This is a genomic window from Amycolatopsis sp. NPDC058986, from assembly GCF_042741125.1.
Lineage (GTDB): Bacteria > Actinomycetota > Actinomycetes > Mycobacteriales > Pseudonocardiaceae > Amycolatopsis.
Genome location: NZ_JBHYJW010000010.1, coordinates 160,645 through 179,410, shown reverse-complemented (window position 1 = coordinate 179,410; position 18,766 = coordinate 160,645). Strand labels below are relative to the sequence as shown.

The following is an 18,766-nucleotide window of genomic DNA, read 5'->3' as shown; positions in this document are numbered from 1 at the left end:
CCTAGGCTCCTGTTGTCCGTGCTACCGCTGCGCGAGATCAGCGAGTACCCGAGATCTTCGCGCTCCCGAGGACAAGATCACCCGATACGGCATCGGGACGGTAAAGAACGACGACCTGTCCCGGTGCGACGCCACGCAAGGGCTCCCGCAACTGGACCGTCACCTGGTCGGAGTCGACTTCGGCTACAGCATCGACGATGCCGCCATGAGCCCGCACCTGGACGACGCATTCGGTCGGGCCGCGCAGTGGCCGTCCGCCGGGCCAGATCGGACGATCCGCCTCGATCACCCGCACTCCCAGACCTGCCGCGGAGCCGACCTTGACCGTGCCGGACACGGGTTCCAACGACAGCACGTACCGCGGCCGGCCGTCAGGCGCGGGCGCCTCGATCCCAAGGCCTTTGCGCTGCCCCACCGTGAATCCGTGCACGCCGGTGTGCCGACCAAGCACTGCTCCGGTTTCCGCGTCGACAAGGTCGCCCGGGTGCTGGCCCAACCGCTTCTCCAGGAACGTCTTGGTGTCGCCGTCCGGAATGAAACAGATGTCGTGGCTGTCGGGCTTCCTCGCCACGGACAAGCCACGGCGCTCCGCTTCGGCTCGCACGTCGGACTTCCAGGAGTCCCCGAGTGGGAACATCGCGTGACTGAGCTGCTCGGGAGTCAACGAGGCGAGAACGTAGGACTGATCCTTGCCCTCGTCGGCGCTGCGGCGCAGTTCCGGAACGCCGTCATGCACTGTCAGACGGGCGTAGTGGCCAGTCGCCACCGCGTCGAAGCCAAGTGCCATGGCCTTCTCCAGCAGGGCCTCGAACTTGATCTTCTCGTTGCAGGTGACGCACGGGTTGGGGGTACGCCCCGCGGCGTATTCCCCGACAAAGGTCTCCACTACTTCTTCGGTGAAGCGCTCAGCGAAATCCCAGATGTAGAACGGTATCCCGAGGATATCGGCAGCCCTGCGGGCGTCGTGCGAATCCTCGATCGTGCAACAACCCCGCGAGCCGGTACGCAGGGTGCCCGGCTTCGCCGACAACGCCAGGTGGACGCCGACCACGTCGTGGCCGGCGTCCACCGCGCGTGCCGCGGCGACCGCCGAATCCACTCCCCCACTCATCGCAGCCAGTACTCGCATGCCCTACACCTCTTGCTTCTGCTTACGCATCCCGGCCAGCCCCGCCTGCCGCGCACGCGTCACGACGCCGCCGATCTCCTCGGCGAGCGCCGCAACGTCAGCCGCGGAGGAGGTGTGACCGAGCGAGAACCTCAACGAGCCACGGGCGGCGACAGGGTCCGCACCCATAGCCAGCAGTACATGGCTCGGCTGGGCGACCCCGGCCGTACAGGCCGAACCCGTCGAACACTCGATTCCCTTGGCATCCAACAACATCAGGAGGCTATCGCCCGCACACCCCGGAAACGTGAAGTGAGCATGCCCAGGCAGCCGGTTGTCCTCACCACCGTTGAGCACCGCGTCCGGCACCTCGCGAAGCACAGCCTCGATGAGCCCGTCACGGAGATGAGTGAGCGCCTTGGCCTGTTCTTCCTGCGCTTCGACACACACACGCACAGCAGCCGCGAAACCGACGATCGCCGGTACGTCCAGGGTGCCGGACCGGACGCTGCGTTCCTGGCCACCGCCATGCAGAAGTGGCACACAAGCGGTGTCCCGGCCGAGAAGCAGTGCGCCGACCCCATAGGGACCGCCGAGCTTGTGCCCGGTGAGACTGAGCGCCGCGGCTCCGCTGGCGGCGAAATCCACCGGGATCGCTCCGACCGCCTGCACCGCGTCGGTGTGCAGCGGCACACCGAATTCCGCGCAAACTGCCGCGAGTTCGGGGACCGGATTGATCGTCCCCACCTCGTTGTTGGCCCACATGACCGTGACCAGTGCCGCGGACTCCGGTTCCCGGGCGATAGCCGAACGCAGCGTCTCAGGCGAGACACGACCCTGGCTGTCGACCTCAAGCCAGGTGATCTCCGCTCCGTCGTACTCCTCGAGCCATTGGACCGTGTCCAGGACCGCGTGGTGTTCGACCGTGCTACACAGCACGCGGCGCCGTTCGGACCGCTCGTTTCGGCGCGCCCAGTAGATCCCCTTGACGGCGAGGTTGTCGCTCTCCGTGCCGCCTCCGGTGAAGATCACTTCCGACGGCCTGGCACCCAGCGCCTCGGCGATCGTCTCGCGGGCCTCCTCGACAATCCGCCGCGCGCGCCTGCCCGAGGAATGCAGCGCTGAGGCGTTGCCCACGGTGGGCAACGCCTCGGTCATCGCCGCTATGGCTTCCGGCAACATGGGAGTGGTCGCCGCGTGGTCGAGGTAGGTCATCGCCCCTTCAGGGTAGTCCGCTTCAGCGGGTGACGAAGCCCACCCTCGCAGTCAGAGTGGGCTGTCACACCTTCGTCGGCCAGCGGCCTGTCAAACGAGCCCCTAGTGCGGCGAGCGCGATGAGCACCGCACTGAGCACAGCCATTGCAGGCGAGGGACGCTGCGCCGACGCTATGAGGCCGAGCAGGACTCCGCCCAGGCCGATGAGCAACGCGGATCCCACCCAGTCGGCAAGCTGCATCGCCGAGGTGTTGAACCCCCGCTCCCCTTCGGGCGAATACCGCAACAGAAGCACCGAGACAGCGGGCATCGCGATTCCCATCCCTGCCCCGCCCACCGCACAGACCACGAAGGCGATCCATGCCGGGAACAGTGGCTGGGACACCAGCCCGAACCCCACAAGACCCGCTGTGACCAGGAGGAACCCGACTCGGAGCGACGCTTCTCTCGACCAGTCGACGAACCTTCCCTGCACCGCGGACGCCGCCGACCAGCCAAGCGCCGTGATGGTCAGTGGCAAGCCGGCGAGTGCGGGGCCATAGCCATGGACCGCACTCATCGTCAATGGCAGGTAGGCCTCCATACCGGCGTAAGCACCGGCAAGGAGCGCCCGCGAAGCCACGACCGTCGGCAGCCCCGGACGGGAGGTCAAGGTGCCCTTCGGCAGGAGTTTGCGCAGCGAGTATGCCAAGACGACAAGCCCGGCTGCTCCCACGATGAGGGCGTACGGCGAGCGTTGCTGGGAAGCCCAGGTCAAGGCGGCTACCCCGAGTGCGGCGACCACCGCGGTGATCACACCGGCCTGCCGTCCAGTGGCCGCGGGAACATGCGGCGGCAACCGGCGAGCAACGACGAGGAGCATCGCGATACCCACGATGACCAGGGGGACCAGCCCGAGGAAGACCCAGCGCCACCCGACACTCACCGTGATCACGCCCGCCAATGACGGCCCGACGACCGCGGGCAGCACCCACGCCGCCGCGTTCGCGGCGTAGATGACCGGCCGTTCCCGGTCAGTGAACGTCAGGGCGATGAGCAAGGAGACCGAGACCAGCAGAAGCCCCGACCCGAACCCTTGCAACGCCCGGCCGACGAGCAGCAACGGCATCCCGGTCGCGGTGCCCGCCACGATCAGTCCGCAGGTGAAGAGGACAGGACCGGCCAGCAACGCGGGGACCGGGCCACGACGGTCGCCTATCCGGCCCGACAACACGGTGGCGACCACGCTGGCGATCAAGAACGTGACGAACGGCCAAGCGTAGAGCGAAAGCCCTCGCAGCTCTGCCACGAGCGTCGGCATCGCGGTGGCGACGCCCATGTTCTCGAACGCGACCAAGGTGACGACGAGCAGCAGCGCGGCAGTGGTCAGCCTGCGTTCAGGCGCCCAAAGCACACTGCGGCGGGCGGGCGCTTCGATCGTCCGGCTCATGATCGCCAGCCTGCAACCTCCAGCTCAGTGGAGGTCAAGACGCGCACCGCAAGGGGCGCTGGATCAGCTGTTCACCGGACGCCTCGGCGCCGAGACACGAGCCGACTTGCGACGTTGTACCGGGATGCGGACCGTGCCGAGCGCCGAATGCACCGCCGCCTCCGCCAGTGACGCCAGCTCGCGACGGTTCGACGCACGTCCAGGTGCGATCTCGGGACACACATGCACCTCGAGCACCAGCCCCCGCAAGGCGGCTACCCGGCGAAGTGAAGCGACAAGGGACTCTGGACCGATGAACGCCGGCTGGCTGGTCTCCCTGCCGTCGGCGAGCCGGTACCGCAACGCTATCGGACGCACGGGTACCCCGCCGTCGATCGCGGCCTGGAAGGTGGCCGTCGTGAACCTGCCGGAGGCCAGCCCGCACCAGGTGGTGCCTTCGGGGGTCACGTTCACCAACGACCCGGAGCGCAAGGCGGCGGCGAGTTCGTCCATCGTCCCCGGCAACGTGCGAAGCCTTTCCCTGTCAAGGAAAATACTTCCGCCACGAGAGACGAGACTCCCGAGCACCGGCCAGCCCGCGATCTCGCGCTTCGCCAGCGCGCGCATCGGCCGGAGCGCGTTGATCGCCACGATGTCCAACCAGGAGATGTGGTTGTTCACGACCAACGCCCCACGCCCCGCCGGCGCCGCCAGAAATCCTTCTGCCCCGCGTAATACCAATTTCACGCCGAAAGCGCGCAACACCCCGCGGAACACCGCCCTGATCAGTCGTTCCCTGCCACTCCCGCGGAGAACGAGCAGCAGAGGGGCGCTCAGCACCGCCACGAGGACAACACCAATCGCCGCGGTGAACCGCACCACTCGACGAGGCAACGCCACCGTCCGTGCGCCTTCGGTCAGACAGCCGTCCCCGCACGGAGAAGTGGGCATCCAGGGATGGCTCATAACTGAGCCCCGAGGAAGAACTTGAGATAGCGCTCATCGACGTTGTGCAGGTCGAGCAGCACGAAGAAGTCGGCGACACCGAAGTCCGGGTCGTGGGCGGGCGGGCCGCACACCTTGGCGCCGAGCCGGACGTAACCCTTGATCAGCGGTGGGAGCAGCGAGCGTGCGGGACGCGCGATCCCCTCGTCCAGCCACGGCTGCAAGGGGGTGACGCGGGCCGACTCGTCGGCGTAGTGCTTGGCGCGCAACACATCCCACACACCGGCCGCGAAGCTTCCACCGTCGGTCAACGGCACGGATGCACAGCCGGCGAGGTAACGGTGCCCGGAAAGCAGCATGTACCGCGCGATCCCGGCCCACACCAGGCTCACGACAGCGCCACTGCGGTGCTCGGAATGGACGCAGGAGCGTCCGGTCTCGACCAACGACGGCCGGAGCCCGTTGATCGCGGTGAGGTCGAATTCGCTGTCGGAGTAGAGTTTCCCGGCCTGTGCTGCGCGCTCGGGCGGCAGCATCCGGTAGGTACCGACGATTTCGCCCGTGTTGTCGTCGCGCACGACGAGGTGGTCGCAGAACTCGTCGAAGTAGTCGACGTCGAGCCCGGCCTGGAGGGTATTGAGATTCGCCCCGACTTCTTCGGCGAAGACCTCGTATCGCAGCTTTTGAGCGGCGACGACTTCGTCATTTCCGTGGGCGACGAGCAAGGAGTACCTGGGTGCACCGGCCGGAACCTCGACACCCGCCTGGTCAGTACTGACGAGGAGCTGTGACGTCGTCATGGTCAAGGTGTACCCGGCGGGAAGAACCGCGAGGAGTGCCATCCGGTGACCGAATAGTGCACGTTCAGTGAATTGCGGGTTCTCAGGGTTCTCTCAGGTCCATGGCTCACCCGAAGATGCCGAAGGGCCCTCCGGGAACCATCCCGGAGGGCCCTTCGAATCGATTCGGCGAGAGCTCAGCCCTTGCGCTTCTCGACCGCCTCGGTCAGCTGCGGGGCCACGTTGAACAGATCGCCCACGACGCCGAAATCGGCGATCTCGAAGATCGGCGCCTCGGGATCCTTGTTGACCGCGATGATCGTCTTCGAGGTCTGCATGCCCGCGCGGTGCTGGATCGCGCCGGAGATGCCGAGCGCGATGTACAGCTGCGGCGACACGGTCTTGCCGGTCTGGCCCACCTGGAACTGCGCCGGGTAGTAACCGGAGTCGACAGCGGCGCGGGAAGCGCCGACGGCCGCGCCGAGCGAGTCGGCCAGCTTCTCGACGACATCGAACTTCTCCGCCGAGCCGACACCACGACCACCCGAAACGACGATCGACGCCTCGGTCAGCTCCGGCCGGTCGCCGCCCACCACCGGCTCCACGCCGGTGACCCGCGCGGACTTCGCCGGGTCGGCGGCCGGGATTTCGACGGTCTCCTCGGCCGCGGCACCCTCGGCGGCCTCCGCCTCGACCGCACCGGGCCGCACCGAGACGACCGGTGCGCCCTTGGCGGACTTGGACTTCACGGAGAACGCGCCACCGAAGATGGACTGGTCCACGCTGCCGTCGCCGTTGACGCCCACGGCGTCGTAGAGGAGACCGGAGCCCAGCCGGACGGCGAGCCGCGCGGCCACCTCCTTGCCCTCGGCACCGGCCGCGACGAGCACGGCCGCCGGGGAGGCCTGCTCGGCCAGCTTGGCCAGCACGTCCACCTTGGGGGTGACCAGGAAACCGGTGGCGTCGTCACCCTCGGCGACGTACACCTTCGCGGCACCGTGCGAAGCCAGCGCTTCCTTGGCCTTCGCCGCGGAGCCCGTCGGGCCGACGACGACCGCGGACGGCTCACCGAGGGCGCGGGCGGCGGTCAGCAGCTCGAGCGTGACCTTCTTGACCTCACCGTCGACGTGGTCGACGAGGACGAGTACTTCAGCCATTTCCCTATTCCTCCTCGAAACCTGTCTCAGATGAGCTTCTGGCCGACCAGGTACTCGGCGACCTTGCTGCCGCCGTCACCCTCGTCCTCGACCTTCTCGCCCGCGGTGCGCGGCGGCTTCGGGGAGGCTTCGATGACCGACGACCAGGCGTTGCCAAGGCCGACCTCGCCCGCGTCGATGCCGAGGTCGGCGATGGTCAGGGTCTCGACCGGCTTCTTCTTCGCGGCCATGATGCCCTTGAACGACGGGTAGCGCGGCTCGTTGATCTTCTCGCCGACGCTGACCAGCGCGGGCAGGTTCGCCTCGAGGTGCGTGATGCCGTCCTCGGTCTCCCGGTCGGCCTTCACCGCCGTGCCCTCGACGTTCAGCACGCGGACGTAGGTCAGCTGCGGCAGGCCGAGCAGTTCGGCGAGGATCGCGGGGACAGCGCCACCGCGGCCATCGGAGGACTCGTTGCCGGCGATGATCAGGTCGTAGCTGCCGACCTTCGCGATGGCGGCCGCGAGAACCTTGGCGGTGGCGATGGCGTCGGAGCCGTGCAGCGCCTCGTCGGAGACGTGGATGGCCTTGTCGGCGCCCATGGACAGCGCCTTGCGGATCGCGTCCGTCGCGCGGTCGGGGCCGACCGAGATCACGGTGACCTCGCCCTCGCCGGCTTCCTTGATCTTCAGGGCTTCTTCGACGGCCTTCTCGTTGATCTCATCGAGCACGGCGTCGGCGGATTCACGGTCAAGGGTGTGGTCGGCGCCGGAGAGCTTCCGCTCCGAGTAGGTGTCCGGTACCTGCTTGACCAGGACAACGATGTTCGTCATGGGTCTTCTTCGACCTCCCGGTAGTGGCCGGCGTCGGCCACGGGACAGTGCTCTACTGGCCGGTAGATTAGAGCCATCCGGCGCGCCTGACCCGGCGAGGTGACGGCATTCACCTGGATGAGCAAACTAGCTGGACGATCGTCCCGGTAGTTTTGGGTTGCCCCATATCGTGGACCGCTCCGCCGATCGGGCGAACGGCGGCCTACTCGGAGTAGGTGGTTAATTGTTAACCTCCGGCACCATGTCCGCCTCCATCGCCGTCATCACGGACTCGAGTTCGTGCCTGCCGGAGCAGCTCGCCGCCCGCTGGGGCATCGGTGTCGCCCAGATCCAGCTGCACGTCGGCGACCATCTCGACGACGAACACCGCTTCGACCGCGTCGAACTCATCGAGTCGATGCGCGCCGGAACCCCGGTCAGCACCACACCGCCGGATCCCGGCGCGTTCTTCTGGGCTTATCAGGACGCGGCCGCCCGTGGCGCGTCCGCCGTCGTGAGCGTCCACATCTCGGGGCGCATGTCCGCGACGCTGGAGGCCGCCCGCGAAGCCGCCCAGCAGGTGCGCATCCCCGTGCACATCCTCGACAGCGGGACGCTCGGCATGAGCCTCGGCTTCGCGGCCGTTTCCGCCGCCCGCGCCGCCGCGGCGGGCGCTCAGGTGGACCGGGTGATCGCAGCGGCGGAACGCCGCTTCCGCACCAGTACCGAACTCGTCTACGTGGACACGTTGGAGTACCTCCGCCGCGGGGGCCGTATCGGCGCCGCACAGTCGATGCTGGGCACAGCGCTGTCGATCAAGCCGTTGCTCACCGTGACCGGGGGCGAGGTCTCCCCGGCGGCCAGGGCGCGCGGCGTCAAACGCGCGTTGAGCAAGCTGGTCGACCTGGCGGTGAAGACGGCAGGCACCCAGCAGGTGGACGTCGCGGTGACCCGCTTCGGCGGGCCCGACGAGCGAGAGTACGAAATCGGCGGAGCGCTCCGGCAGCGGGTGGCCGGCCTCGGCGAGGCCATGCTCGTCGAGGCCAGCACCGTCATCGGCGCCCACGTCGGCCCGGGCGCCATCGGCATCACGGTGTCTCCGGTGGCTTGATCCGCCGTCCCGGCAGCAGGATCAGGACCAGCGGCACCAGCGCGCCCAGCGCCGTCGTCACCACGATCAGGACCTGGTCCAGCGCTTCGAAATGGGCGAGGTGGCCGAGGTGGTACGCGAAGTGCGGCGCGCCGAACAGCAGCGCCGCGACGCCGGCGAGACGGACTGCCGCCGCCGTGCCGATCACCGCCGCGCCGACCAGGACGGCGGCGAGTGCGAGGTTCAGCCCGCCGAAGTCGCGGATGAGGTGCTCGTTGAAGGCGCCGTCCATCGCCACCCAACCCCGCCGGAGTCCCGGGAAGTCCTGGTAGAAGCCCAGGGGCGACACCAGCGGCCACAGGCCGACACCGGCCTCGATCGCACCGAAGATCACGAGAAGTACACGTGTGAAGGTCCATTGCATACCCCATGGACAAGACAGCTCACCAAGACGTGACATCGCCTGCTGTCCTGCCCGTTCCGGCCAGGTCACCCGCTAGGGTCGCGAGCGTGACCACCCCAGCCACCCGGGCCGAAGCGCTGCACCTCACCGGCGAGCGAACCGTCCCCGGCATCGCCGAGGAGAATTATTGGTTCCGGCGTCATGAGGCCGCGTATTTCGCCTTGCTCCCCCACTGCGCGGGTGCGACAGTCCTGGAGGCAGGGTGCGGCGAAGGGTACGGAGCGGGTCTCCTCGCCGAGCACGCCCGGCGTGTGGTGGCGCTCGACTACGACCAGCCGACCACCGAGCACGTCGCCCGCCGCTATCCCGCGGTCACGATCGCGCGGGCGAACCTCGCGTTCCTGCCGCTGCGGGACGCCTCGGTGGACGTCGTGGCGAACTTCCAGGTGATCGAGCACCTCTGGGATCAGGCCGGGTTCCTCGCCGAATGCCGTCGTGTGCTCATACCGGGCGGGCGGCTACTGGTGACCACCCCGAACCGCCTGACCTTCACCCCGGACAGCGATACTCCGCTGAATCCGTTCCACACCAGGGAACTCGCACCATCCGAAATGGACTCACTGCTGACCGATGCGGGATTCGAGGTCGAGACACTGCACGGTCTGCACCATGGTGAACCACTCCGCGCGCTCGACGCGCGTTACGGCGGCTCGATCATCGACGCCCAGCTCGACGTCGTGATGGGCGAATTGCCCGGGCAGGCGACCTGGCCGCCCGCGCTGCTGGCGGACGTCGAAGCCATTCGCGCCGAGGACTTCGTCATCCACGGCGAAGACCTCGACGCGAGTCTCGACCTGGTTGCCGTGGCGGTGCGCCGGTGAGCGAGTACGAGGGCACCTTCTGCCTGGTGGTGCACAGCCACCTGCCATGGCTCGCCCATCACGGCAGCTGGCCGGTCGGCGAGGAATGGCTTTACCAGGCATGGGCGCATTCCTATCTGCCGATGGTGGACCTGCTGCACCGCTTCGCCGAGGAGGGCCGCCGCGACGTCCTCACACTCGGCATGACGCCGGTGCTGGCCGCTCAGCTCGACGATCCGTATTGCATCTCGGCATGCCACGACTGGCTCGGCCACTGGCAGCTGCGCGCGCAGCACGCGGCAACACTGTGGCGTGGCGACCCGCTCCTGCGCGAACTCGCAGCGGCCGAGCACCGCACCGCCACCCGTGCCACCACGGAACTCGAAACTCGGTGGCGCCACGGGTTTTCGCCGATTCTGCGTTCCCTTGTGGACAGTGACACGATCGAACTGCTCGGCGGCCCACTGGCCCACCCGTTCCAGCCGCTGCTGGAGCCGCGGGTGCGCGAGTTCGCACTGCGCGGCGGCCTCGACGACACCGCACTGCGCATCGGCCGCCGTCCGGAAGGAATCTGGGCGCCGGAGTGCGGCTACGCGCCCGGCATGGAACGAGACTACGCGGCCGCGGGTGTCCGCCGGTTCATGGTGGACGGCCCGTCGCTGCGGGGCGACACGGCGTCGGCGCGCACGGTCGGTGACTCCGACGTCGTCTGCTTCGGCCGCGATCTCGAAGTCACCTACCGCGTCTGGTCCCCCAAAGCGGGCTACCCCGGACATGCCGCCTACCGCGATTTCCACACCTGGGCACACGAAGTCGGGTTGAAGCCGTCTCGTGTCACCGGCAAGCAGATCGAGCCGCCCGACAAGGCGCCCTACGATCCCGCGCTCGCCGCCGACGTCCTGGGGCTGCACGTCAAGGACTTCGTGGACACCGTGGTCACGCGGTTGCGCGAACTGAAGGACCTGCGCGGTCGTGAATCGCTGGTGGTGGCCGCCTACGACACCGAACTGTTCGGACATTGGTGGCACGAAGGCCCGGCCTGGCTGGAAGGCGTGCTACGGGCCCTGCCCGAGTCCGGGGTCCGGGTGACGACGCTGCGCGGCGCGATCGAGGCGGGACATCTCGGCAGCCCCATCGACTTGCCCGCGTCGTCCTGGGGTTCGGGCAAGGACTGGCGGGTCTGGGACGGCGAGCAGGTCGCCGACATGGTCACCGCCAACACCGCGCTCCAGCACAGGCTGCTCGATCTCGTCGAAACCGTGGACAGTACCGCCCGCGACACCGTGGCCGACCAGGCGGTCGCCGAAGCGATGCTCGCCTTGTCGAGTGACTGGGCGTTCATGGTCACCAAGGACTCCGCCGCCGACTACGCGCGACGCCGCGCCCGTGTCCACATCGAACGGTTCGACGCGTTGGCAGCGCTGTTGCGCGAAGGCGACCGCGCTCGGGCACACGAACTCGCGTCGACATTCCGCGGCGACGACAACCCGTTCGGTCATCTCGACGCCAGGGCGCTCAAGAAGCGCTGACCACGAAGGAAGGGGCACCATGGGGATCCGGGACATTCCGCTCAAGACCCTCGCCGGGGAGGACACCACACTCGGCGCACTCGGCGGCAAGGCCTTGCTGCTGGTGAACGTCGCTTCGAAGTGCGGGCTGACCCCGCAGTACACCGGACTGGAGCGGCTGCAGGAGCAGTACGGCGACCGAGGATTCTCCGTCGTCGGCTTCCCGTGCAACCAGTTCGCCGGGCAGGAGCCCGGCACCGCCGAGGAGATCCAGACGTTCTGCTCGACGACTTACGGCGTCTCGTTCCCGCTGTGCGAAAAGATCGAGGTCAACGGCGAGAACCGGCACCCGCTCTATGCCGAGCTGACCCGCACCGCCGACGCCGAAGGCTCGGCAGGCGATGTCCAGTGGAACTTCGAGAAATTCCTCGTCGGCGCCGACGGCTCGGTGCTCGGCCGGTTCCGCCCGCGCACCGAACCTGGCGACGAAGCCCTCGTCAAGGCGATTGAGGCGGCCCTGCCGAACTGACGTCCGCACCGGCGCTGCCCGCCGCGATCACCGCGCGGTTGCGGGCGGCGACGGTCGCGAGGTCGAGTTTGACGACCCGGCGGTTGTAGGTGAGGAAGCCGTTGACCTCGTTTTCCACATCGGTGATCTGCGTGTAGATCGCCCCGGCCAAGCCGGTTTCCCGCGCCAGCCGTTCCAGCCGCTCGCTGAGTTCGACGTAACGTTCGGTGAGCTGCTGGGCGGTCGTCGCCATTTCGTACGCCTGCGGCGGCCCCGGCCAGCGATGCTCGTCGAGGACGAGCCCGAGGCCGCCGTATTCGCCGTCGAAGACGACCCGCTCGTCGTCTTTCGGCGGCTCGCCGGGGCCCACATAGGTGTGATCGTCGTAGACGTCGCCGACGAGGCAGTCGGGTCTGGAGAAACAGCAGTTGACGCCACTGTTGGCGATGACCAGCCTGCCCGGATCCAGCTTCTTCACCGACTCCGCGATCCGCGCGGTGTCGAATTCGCCCCAGCCCTCGTTGAACGGCACCCAGCCGATGATCGAGGTGATCCCACGCAGCTGCGTGATCATCTCGGTCAGTTCGGCCTCGAACCGCACTTTCGCTTCCGGCACCGGATCCGGTGCCGGGCCGGGCGGGCCGTCGAAGGACACGGTCAGCGAGGGCATGTCCTGCCAGACCAGCAGACCCAGCCGATCGGTCCAGTAGTACCAGCGGGCCGGTTCGACCTTGACGTGCTTGCGGACGGAGTTGAAGCCGAGTTCCTTGGTGCGCTCCAGGTCGAAGCGCAGCGCGTCGTCGGTCGGCGCGGTGTAGATCCCGTCCGGCCAGTAACCCTGGTCGAGCGGGCCGTGCACGAACGTGACGCGGCCGTTGAGAGCGATCCGCGGGCGGCCATCGGCACCGGGAACGACCTCGACGGTGCGGAGACCGCCATAGCTGCCGACTTCGTCGAGGACATCGCCGTTCCGGTCGAGCAGGCGCACGGTCAGCTCGTAGAGGAAGGGATCCTCGGGGCTCCACAGCCGTGGCCGGGAAATGGCGACGCGCACCGGCTCGCCGACCTCGCCCGTCGCACGCACCTGGTCGTCGCCGGAATTCGGCGATGCCACGATCTCGACCCGCGCACCACCGGTGACCTGCGGTAATACCGTGAAGCTGGTGAGGTCCGACGTGATTTCGAGTGCTCTGACATGCGCTGCGGGCACCGGTTCGAGCCACACGGTCTGCCAGATTCCCGACGCCGCCGTGTAGCAGATGCCGCTCGGGTCGTTGCGTTGCTTACCGACCGGGAAGGTCGCGGTGTCGGTGTGGTCCTCGGCCCGGACGGTGAGCTCCTGCGAACCGGACGCGCGGAGGACGTCGGTGATGTCCGCGCTGAACGCGGTGTGCCCGCCCTCATGAGTGGCGACCCGCTGGTTGTTCACCCACACGGTCGCCGACTGGTCGACCGCGCCGAAGTGCAGCAGCACCCGCCCGCCCCGCCAGTCCTCCGGGATTTCGAACACACGCCGGTACCAGAGAACCTCGTCGTGCCTGCCGATTCCGGAGAGGGCCGATTCGGGCGGGAACGGCACCAGGATGCGTTCGCCGTAGCCGGACGGCCGCGGCTCGTCGCCGGAAACCGGCCATCCGGCGTACTCCCAGACGCCGTTGAGGTTCAGCCAGCGTGGCCTGGTGAGCTGGGGCCTCGGGTAGTCGGGCAGAACCTCGCCGGGCCCGACCTGAGCGGTCCACGGCGTCGACAGCGGCGGGTCCACGCGCTCGAGAAAAGTCATCGCCTCCAATGGTGGCAGAGATTCATTGAGCAGCGGGTGACCTATTTCACATATTCGTCGTTCCGGCCCGAACCCCCTTCGCGGCCCTCCCAGCTAACACCGTGTACCAAACCCGCTCGGCCTGTCGAACCATGCGGCGGGGGCGTCCGGGCGGGGCCAACTCGCGAGTAACCTCCTCCCATGCGCGTGCTGATGCTGTCCTGGGAGTACCCGCCCGTGGTCGTCGGCGGCCTGGCACGGCACGTGCACGCGCTTGCCCGCCATCTCGCCCGGCAGGGTCACGAGGTCGTGGTGCTGTGCCGGCACACCGCGGGCACGGACGCGGAAACACATCCGCGCACCGACCGGGTGGTCGAAGGCGTGCGGATCATCCGGGTCGCCGAGGACCCGATGCACGTGACCTTCGAACGTGACCTCGTCGCGTGGACGCTGGCGATGGGGCACGCGATGATCCGCGCCGCGCACGACCTGCTGCGCGGCTGGCAGCCCGACGTCGTGCACGCCCACGACTGGCTGGTCACCCACCCGGCGATCGCGATCGCCGAAGCCGCGCGGGTCCCGCTGGTCGGCACGATCCACGCGACCGAAGCGGGCAGGCACTCGGGCTGGCTGTCGCATCCGCTGAATCAGCAGGTGCACTCGGTCGAGTGGTGGCTCGCGAACCGCGCGGACGCGCTGATCACCTGCTCGCAGGCAATGCGCGCGGAGGTCGCGCACCTCTTCGAGATCGACGGCGCGGACGTCACGGTGATCCACAACGGCATCGAGGAGCGCAGCTGGCAGGTCCCGGCCGGCGAGATCGCCCGCGCCCGCGAGGTCTACAGCCCGGACGGCGCGCCGCTGCTGCTGTATTTCGGCAGGCTGGAATGGGAAAAAGGTGTTCAGGACCTCCTCTCGGCGTTGCCGCGGATCCGCCGCGAGCATCCGGGCACGCGGCTCGTCGTCGCCGGAAAAGGGCGACACTTCGACGAGCTGGTCGACCAGTCGCGGCGGCTGCGGGTGCGGCGTGCGGTCGACTTCGTCGGGCACCTTTCCGATCGGGACCTGCGTGCCGTGCTGGCCGCGGCGGACGCCGTCGTGCTGCCCAGCCGGTACGAACCGTTCGGCATCGTCGCACTCGAAGCGGCAGCGGCGAAAGCTCCGCTCGTCGCTTCGACGGCGGGCGGGCTCGGTGAGGTCGTCGTGCACGGCGAGACCGGGTTGGCGTTCTCGCCCGGCGATGTCACCGCGTTGGCCGACGCCGTCGAGGCGGTACTGAGCGACGGCGACGCGGCCACTCGCCGCGCGCTGGCCGCGCAGTCCCGGCTGGCCGCGGACTTCGACTGGAACCGGATCGCCGAGGCGACCGTCGCCGTTTATCGGCGAGCCCGCCCCGGCGAACCGGCCGAGCTGGGCCGCCCGAAGATCGCCACCGGCAACGCCTTCGGAGTCTGAGCCGCGCTCATCGCGGCACTCGGCCGGTCAGCAGGCGGACTCGCACCGATTCGACGAACGGCATGTGCGGCGCCAGCGCCTCGCGGACGCGAGCGGCGAACTCCGCACGTCGTTCCGGCGCGGGCAGCCGGTCGACGCTCATCGCCGAAAAAACGCCACCGACGATGGTGTCGACGTCGAGGTCCCCGGCGTACTCGATGGTCCGGACGTCGACCTGGTATCCGGCGGCGGCCAGCTCTGCCCGATAGCGCTCGCGGCTGACCTCGTCGGTGCCGCACGTGCGCGTGAGCCGTGTGCCCAGCCAGCCCTCCAGGACGTCCCGCAGCGCGCGGGACCACGGGGTGGCCTGGAGCCACAACGGTTCGCCGTTCGTCACCACCGCGACACCGCCACCGGGACGCGACAACGGCCACAACGCGCGGAACAACGGGGCCGATTCCATCCAGTGCAGGGCCTGGCCGATCGTGGTCACGCCGAGCCGATCACCACCGAGCAAGGCCCCGAGGGCGGGGACGTCGGCGTCGCCGCCGAGCAGCCACGTCACGTTGCGCACGTCCTCGTCCAGCGCCGCGCGCCGTGCCCGCACGAGCATGTCGGGCTCGGGATCCATGCCCAGCACGGCGCGGACCCGCGCCGCGATCGGACGGGCCAGCTGGCCGGTGCCGCAGCCGAGGTCGAGGACGACATCGGCGGCGGACAATCCGAACACCTCGGTCAGCGCGTCGAAGACGGCGGGCGGATAACCTCGCCGATACCGGTGATAGAACTCGGTCACCTCGCCGCCGAATCCCAGGCTCATGCACACAGCCTGCCGTGGCGAGGCTTCGGCGACGGGCTTTTTCGCTTTCGGCTGAGCGCTTTCGGCTGAGTGCTTCCGCGGTCAGAAGACCGGAAGCAGGAGCCCGTGGTCGGATTTCGGCCGCGGGCCGTGGATCCGGCGGTCGGCCTCCGCGATCGGCACGTCATTGATGCTCGCCTCACGACGGCTCATCAGCCCGTCGTCGCTGAACTCCCACAGTTCGTTGCCGTAACTGCGGTACCACCGGCCGTCGGCGGTGCGGCACTCGTACTGGAACCGGACCCCGATCCGGTTCCCCCGGAAGCCCCACAGCTCCTTGCGCAGCGCGTAATCCAGTTCCCGTTCCCACTTCTCGGTCAGGAATTCGACGATCTGCGGGTGCCCCACGACATACCGGTCACGGTTCCGCCAAACCGAGTCCTCGGTGTAGGCGAGCGCGACCCGCTCGGGGTCACGAGTGTTCCACGCGTCTTCGGCGGCCTGGACCTTCTGGCGAGCCGTGTCCTCGTCGAAGGGCGGGAACGGTGGGCGTGACGTCATCGGATCTCCTTTCCAGCAGTGGAGAACGTCCGTTCTCCTCCTGTGGGCTACAGTAGAGAACGTTCGTTCTCCACGCCAGAGGCAGGTGACATGGATCCCGCGGAAGCGACCGAACGGCTCCTCGAAGCCGCCGAGACGTTGTTCTACGCCCACGGCATACAGGCTGTCGGCATGGATGCCGTACGCGAACGCTCCGGCGTGTCCCTGAAGCGGCTGTACCAGTGCTTCCCGTCGAAGGACGATCTCGTCGAGGCTTATCTGTTGCGACGCGACGAGCGTTGGCGCGCTTCGCTGCGCACCTTCGTGCGCGCGCACGGCGACGATCCGCTGGCGGTGTTCGAGTGGCTCTACGACTGGTTCCGCGAGCCGGACTTCCGGGGATGCGCGTTCATCAACTCGTTCGGCGAGTTCGGTGAACCCTCACCCGGGGTCCTCGCGGCGATCCGCAAACACAAAGACGAAGTCCGCGCGTACATCCGTGAACTGGTGCCCGATCCTCCGCTCGCGGACCAGCTCTTCTCGCTCATGGAGGGCGCGACGGTCCTCGCGGCTATCAGTGGCGACGCCGGGGAAGCGGCGACGGCGCACCAAGCGGCGGCGGTCTTGCTCAAGGCGCAAAAGAAGCGCCGGACATGAGCGAGCCCGGTGGCGGGGAGCCTCCGCCACCGGGCTCGCTCGGCCACACCGTCCCAAACCGATGTGGAACCCGGCCGCCCTTCGTCAGGTAAGGACGGCCGGAGCGCGAAACACTCTCTACCGGCGAGAGCGCATCGACACAGCCGTGCTCACCGAAGGTCGGTGAGGTACCGCGCGTAGGCGCCCGTCGTGAGGAAGCTCGGCAGCTTCTCGCCCAGCGCGGTTTCGGTGAAGATCGCGTAGGCGTCGTCGAGCCGGGTACCTTCGCCGAGGTCGGCGCGCACCGAAGCCAGTTCGTCGTCCAGGAACTCGACCGCGAGTTCACGCGTCAGCACGGTCCCGTCCTCGAGCTTCGTGCCGTTGCGGATCCACTGCCACACCTGGCACCGCGCGATCTCCGCGGTGGCCGCGTCCTCCATCAGGTTGTGGATCGCGGCCGCACCGGTGCCCCGCAGCCAGGCGTCGACGTAGCGCAGCGCGACGTTGATGTTCGCGCGGACCCCGGCCTCGGTGACCTCGCCGCCAGCGCTCGCGACGTCGAGCAGGTCCTCGGCGGTGACGTCGACGTCCTCACGCAGCTTGCCCAGCTGGTTGGGCCAGCCGCCGAGCACGGTGTCGAACACTTCGCGGCACACCGGGACCAGGCCGGGGTGCGCCACCCACGAGCCGTCGAACCCGTCGCCTGCCTCGCGTTCCTTGTCCTGACGGACTTTTTCCAGCGCGGTGGCGTTGACCTCCGGGTCGCGGCTGGGGATGAACGCGGCCATCCCGCCGATCGCGTGCGCGCCGCGCCTGTGGCAGGTGCGCACCAGCAGTTCGGTGTAGGCCCGCATGAACGGCACGGTCATGGTGACCTGCGCGCGGTCCGGCAGCACGAAGTCCGCGCCGTGCGAGGAGAAGTTCTTGATGACGCTGAAGATGTAGTCCCAGCGGCCCGCGTTGAGCCCGGCTGCGTGCTCGCGGAGTTCGTAGAGGATCTCGTCCATTTCGAACGCCGCGGTGATCGTCTCGATCAGCACCGTGGCACGGATGGTGCCCCGCGGGATCCCGAGTTCCCGTTGCGCCAGCAGGAAAACGTCGTTCCACAGCCGCGCTTCGAGGTGGCTTTCCAGCTTCGGGAGGTAGAAGTACGGGCCGCTGCCGCGCGCGATCAGCTGCCTCGCGTTGTGGAAGAAGTACAGCCCGAAGTCCACGAGGCTCGCCGAAACCGGGCGGCCGTCGATGCGGATGTGCTTCTCCACCAGGTGCCAGCCGCGCGGACGGGCGACGATCGTGGCCGGCTCGTCGCCGACGACGTAGCGTTTCCCAGCCTCGGTGGTGAAGTCGATGTTGCGACGGATGGCGTCGTAGAGGTTGAGCTGCCCGTCGATCACGTTGTGCCAGGTCGGGGACGTCGCGTCCTCGAAGTCCGCCAGCCACACCTTCGCGCCGGAGTTGAGCGCGTTGACCGTCATCTTGCGGTCGGTCGGCCCGGTGATCTCCACGCGGCGGTCCTCGAGCCCCGGCGCGGATTCGGCCACGCGCCACGTCGAGTCGTTGCGGACGGCGTGGGTCTCGGGCAGGAAGCCGAGCGGCTGCTCACCGGACTGGAGCTTTTCGCGGCGCGTGCGGCGTGCGTCGAGCAGCTCGCTGCGGCGACCGGCGAAAGCGTTGTCGAGCTTGACCACGAAGTCGATCGCGGCGGGGGTGAGGATCTCGGCGAACCGGTCACCGGCGGGCCCGGCGACCTCGACGCGGTGGGTGAGGCTGTCGAACATGACACACCTTCCGTTGTGGCCGGTGTGGTGCGGCCCCTCGGGAAGGGC

Annotated in this window: 18 protein-coding genes; 6 read left to right on the top strand and 12 right to left on the bottom strand. The window is 68.4% G+C overall.

Annotated features, from left to right (window positions below; translation table 11 throughout):
• Positions 1-37 precede the first annotated feature (37 nt).
• The 7 genes from mnmA to ACFW0G_RS12560 all read right to left on the bottom strand — a co-directional run bounded on the left by mnmA (position 38) and on the right by ACFW0G_RS12560 (position 7,424).
• Positions 38-1,129 carry a tRNA 2-thiouridine(34) synthase MnmA gene (gene mnmA / locus ACFW0G_RS12590; protein WP_378325164.1) on the bottom strand — a complete coding sequence of 364 codons (1,092 nt, stop codon included), beginning with the start codon at positions 1,127-1,129 and terminating at the stop codon, positions 38-40.
• 3 nt (positions 1,130-1,132) lie between these two features.
• Entirely contained in the window at positions 1,133-2,323 is a 1,191-nt protein-coding gene (locus tag ACFW0G_RS12585; protein ID WP_378325163.1) for a cysteine desulfurase family protein, read from the bottom strand.
• A 64-nt stretch (positions 2,324-2,387) separates the two neighbouring features.
• Positions 2,388-3,752: an MFS transporter gene (locus tag ACFW0G_RS12580; RefSeq protein WP_378325162.1), complete on the bottom strand. Its 1,365-nt coding sequence runs from the start codon at positions 3,750-3,752 to the stop codon at positions 2,388-2,390.
• Between the two features lie 63 nt (positions 3,753-3,815).
• Positions 3,816-4,697 (bottom strand): lysophospholipid acyltransferase family protein, encoded by an 882-nt coding sequence (locus ACFW0G_RS12575; RefSeq protein WP_378325160.1) that lies wholly within the window; start codon positions 4,695-4,697, stop codon positions 3,816-3,818.
• On the bottom strand, positions 4,694-5,476 hold the full coding sequence (locus ACFW0G_RS12570) for a GNAT family N-acetyltransferase (protein ID WP_378325159.1): 783 nt from the start codon (positions 5,474-5,476) through the stop codon (positions 4,694-4,696). Before ACFW0G_RS12570 ends, ACFW0G_RS12575 begins: the two co-directional genes overlap by 4 nt.
• A 176-nt stretch (positions 5,477-5,652) precedes the next feature.
• On the bottom strand, positions 5,653-6,612 hold the full coding sequence (locus tag ACFW0G_RS12565) for an electron transfer flavoprotein subunit alpha/FixB family protein (protein WP_378325157.1): 960 nt from the start codon (positions 6,610-6,612) through the stop codon (positions 5,653-5,655).
• Between the two features lie 26 nt (positions 6,613-6,638).
• Positions 6,639-7,424, bottom strand: coding sequence for an electron transfer flavoprotein subunit beta/FixA family protein (locus tag ACFW0G_RS12560; protein WP_378325156.1), 786 nt, complete (start codon positions 7,422-7,424; stop codon positions 6,639-6,641).
• A gap of 241 nt (positions 7,425-7,665) precedes the next feature.
• Between ACFW0G_RS12560 and ACFW0G_RS12555 the strand changes: the two genes are divergently transcribed.
• A complete protein-coding gene (locus ACFW0G_RS12555; RefSeq protein ID WP_378325154.1) occupies positions 7,666-8,514 on the top strand; it encodes a DegV family protein in 849 nt (282 codons plus the stop codon).
• Here the strand turns inward: ACFW0G_RS12555 and ACFW0G_RS12550 are convergent.
• Positions 8,492-8,917, bottom strand: coding sequence for a hypothetical protein (locus ACFW0G_RS12550; protein ID WP_378325208.1), 426 nt, complete (start codon positions 8,915-8,917; stop codon positions 8,492-8,494). The two genes, ACFW0G_RS12555 and ACFW0G_RS12550, sit on opposite strands and share 23 nt — an antisense overlap.
• 86 nt (positions 8,918-9,003) lie before the next feature.
• On the opposite strand from ACFW0G_RS12550, the gene ACFW0G_RS12545 reads away from it, so the two are divergent.
• Genes ACFW0G_RS12545 through ACFW0G_RS12535 form a run of 3 tightly spaced genes read left to right on the top strand, consistent with a single transcriptional unit; the run spans position 9,004 to position 11,793 of the window.
• Positions 9,004-9,777 carry a methyltransferase domain-containing protein gene (locus ACFW0G_RS12545; RefSeq protein WP_378325153.1) on the top strand — a complete coding sequence of 258 codons (774 nt, stop codon included), beginning with the start codon at positions 9,004-9,006 and terminating at the stop codon, positions 9,775-9,777.
• A complete protein-coding gene (locus ACFW0G_RS12540) occupies positions 9,774-11,285 on the top strand; it encodes a 1,4-alpha-glucan branching protein domain-containing protein (RefSeq protein ID WP_378325151.1) in 1,512 nt (503 codons plus the stop codon). The genes ACFW0G_RS12545 and ACFW0G_RS12540 overlap by 4 nt, the downstream gene beginning before the upstream one ends.
• 19 nt (positions 11,286-11,304) lie before the next feature.
• The gene (locus tag ACFW0G_RS12535; protein ID WP_378325149.1) at positions 11,305-11,793 is read left to right on the top strand and encodes a glutathione peroxidase; all 489 of its coding nucleotides are present in this window, start codon (positions 11,305-11,307) and stop codon (positions 11,791-11,793) included.
• Here the strand turns inward: ACFW0G_RS12535 and ACFW0G_RS12530 are convergent.
• A complete protein-coding gene (locus ACFW0G_RS12530) occupies positions 11,762-13,552 on the bottom strand; it encodes a glycoside hydrolase family 2 protein (RefSeq protein ID WP_378325147.1) in 1,791 nt (596 codons plus the stop codon). The genes ACFW0G_RS12535 and ACFW0G_RS12530 overlap by 32 nt on opposite strands.
• 180 nt (positions 13,553-13,732) lie before the next feature.
• On the opposite strand from ACFW0G_RS12530, the gene ACFW0G_RS12525 reads away from it, so the two are divergent.
• A complete protein-coding gene (locus tag ACFW0G_RS12525; protein ID WP_378325145.1) occupies positions 13,733-14,986 on the top strand; it encodes a glycosyltransferase family 4 protein in 1,254 nt (417 codons plus the stop codon).
• A 7-nt stretch (positions 14,987-14,993) separates the two neighbouring features.
• Here ACFW0G_RS12525 and ACFW0G_RS12520 read toward each other — a convergent pair whose 3' ends face one another.
• Together ACFW0G_RS12520 and ACFW0G_RS12515 are read right to left on the bottom strand one after the other, a co-directional pair.
• A complete protein-coding gene (locus ACFW0G_RS12520) occupies positions 14,994-15,785 on the bottom strand; it encodes a class I SAM-dependent methyltransferase (protein ID WP_378325144.1) in 792 nt (263 codons plus the stop codon).
• Between the two features lie 81 nt (positions 15,786-15,866).
• Complete coding sequence (locus ACFW0G_RS12515) at positions 15,867-16,325, bottom strand: nuclear transport factor 2 family protein (protein ID WP_378325143.1); 459 nt, start codon at positions 16,323-16,325, stop codon at positions 15,867-15,869.
• A 90-nt stretch (positions 16,326-16,415) separates the two neighbouring features.
• Between ACFW0G_RS12515 and ACFW0G_RS12510 the strand changes: the two genes are divergently transcribed.
• Positions 16,416-16,961 carry a TetR/AcrR family transcriptional regulator gene (locus ACFW0G_RS12510; protein ID WP_378325141.1) on the top strand — a complete coding sequence of 182 codons (546 nt, stop codon included), beginning with the start codon at positions 16,416-16,418 and terminating at the stop codon, positions 16,959-16,961.
• 149 nt (positions 16,962-17,110) lie between these two features.
• On the opposite strand, the gene aceB is transcribed toward ACFW0G_RS12510, so the two are convergent.
• Positions 17,111-18,718, bottom strand: a complete 1,608-nt coding sequence (gene aceB / locus ACFW0G_RS12505; RefSeq protein ID WP_378325140.1) for a malate synthase A — start codon at positions 18,716-18,718, stop codon at positions 17,111-17,113.
• Between the last annotated feature and the right edge of the window lie 48 nt (positions 18,719-18,766).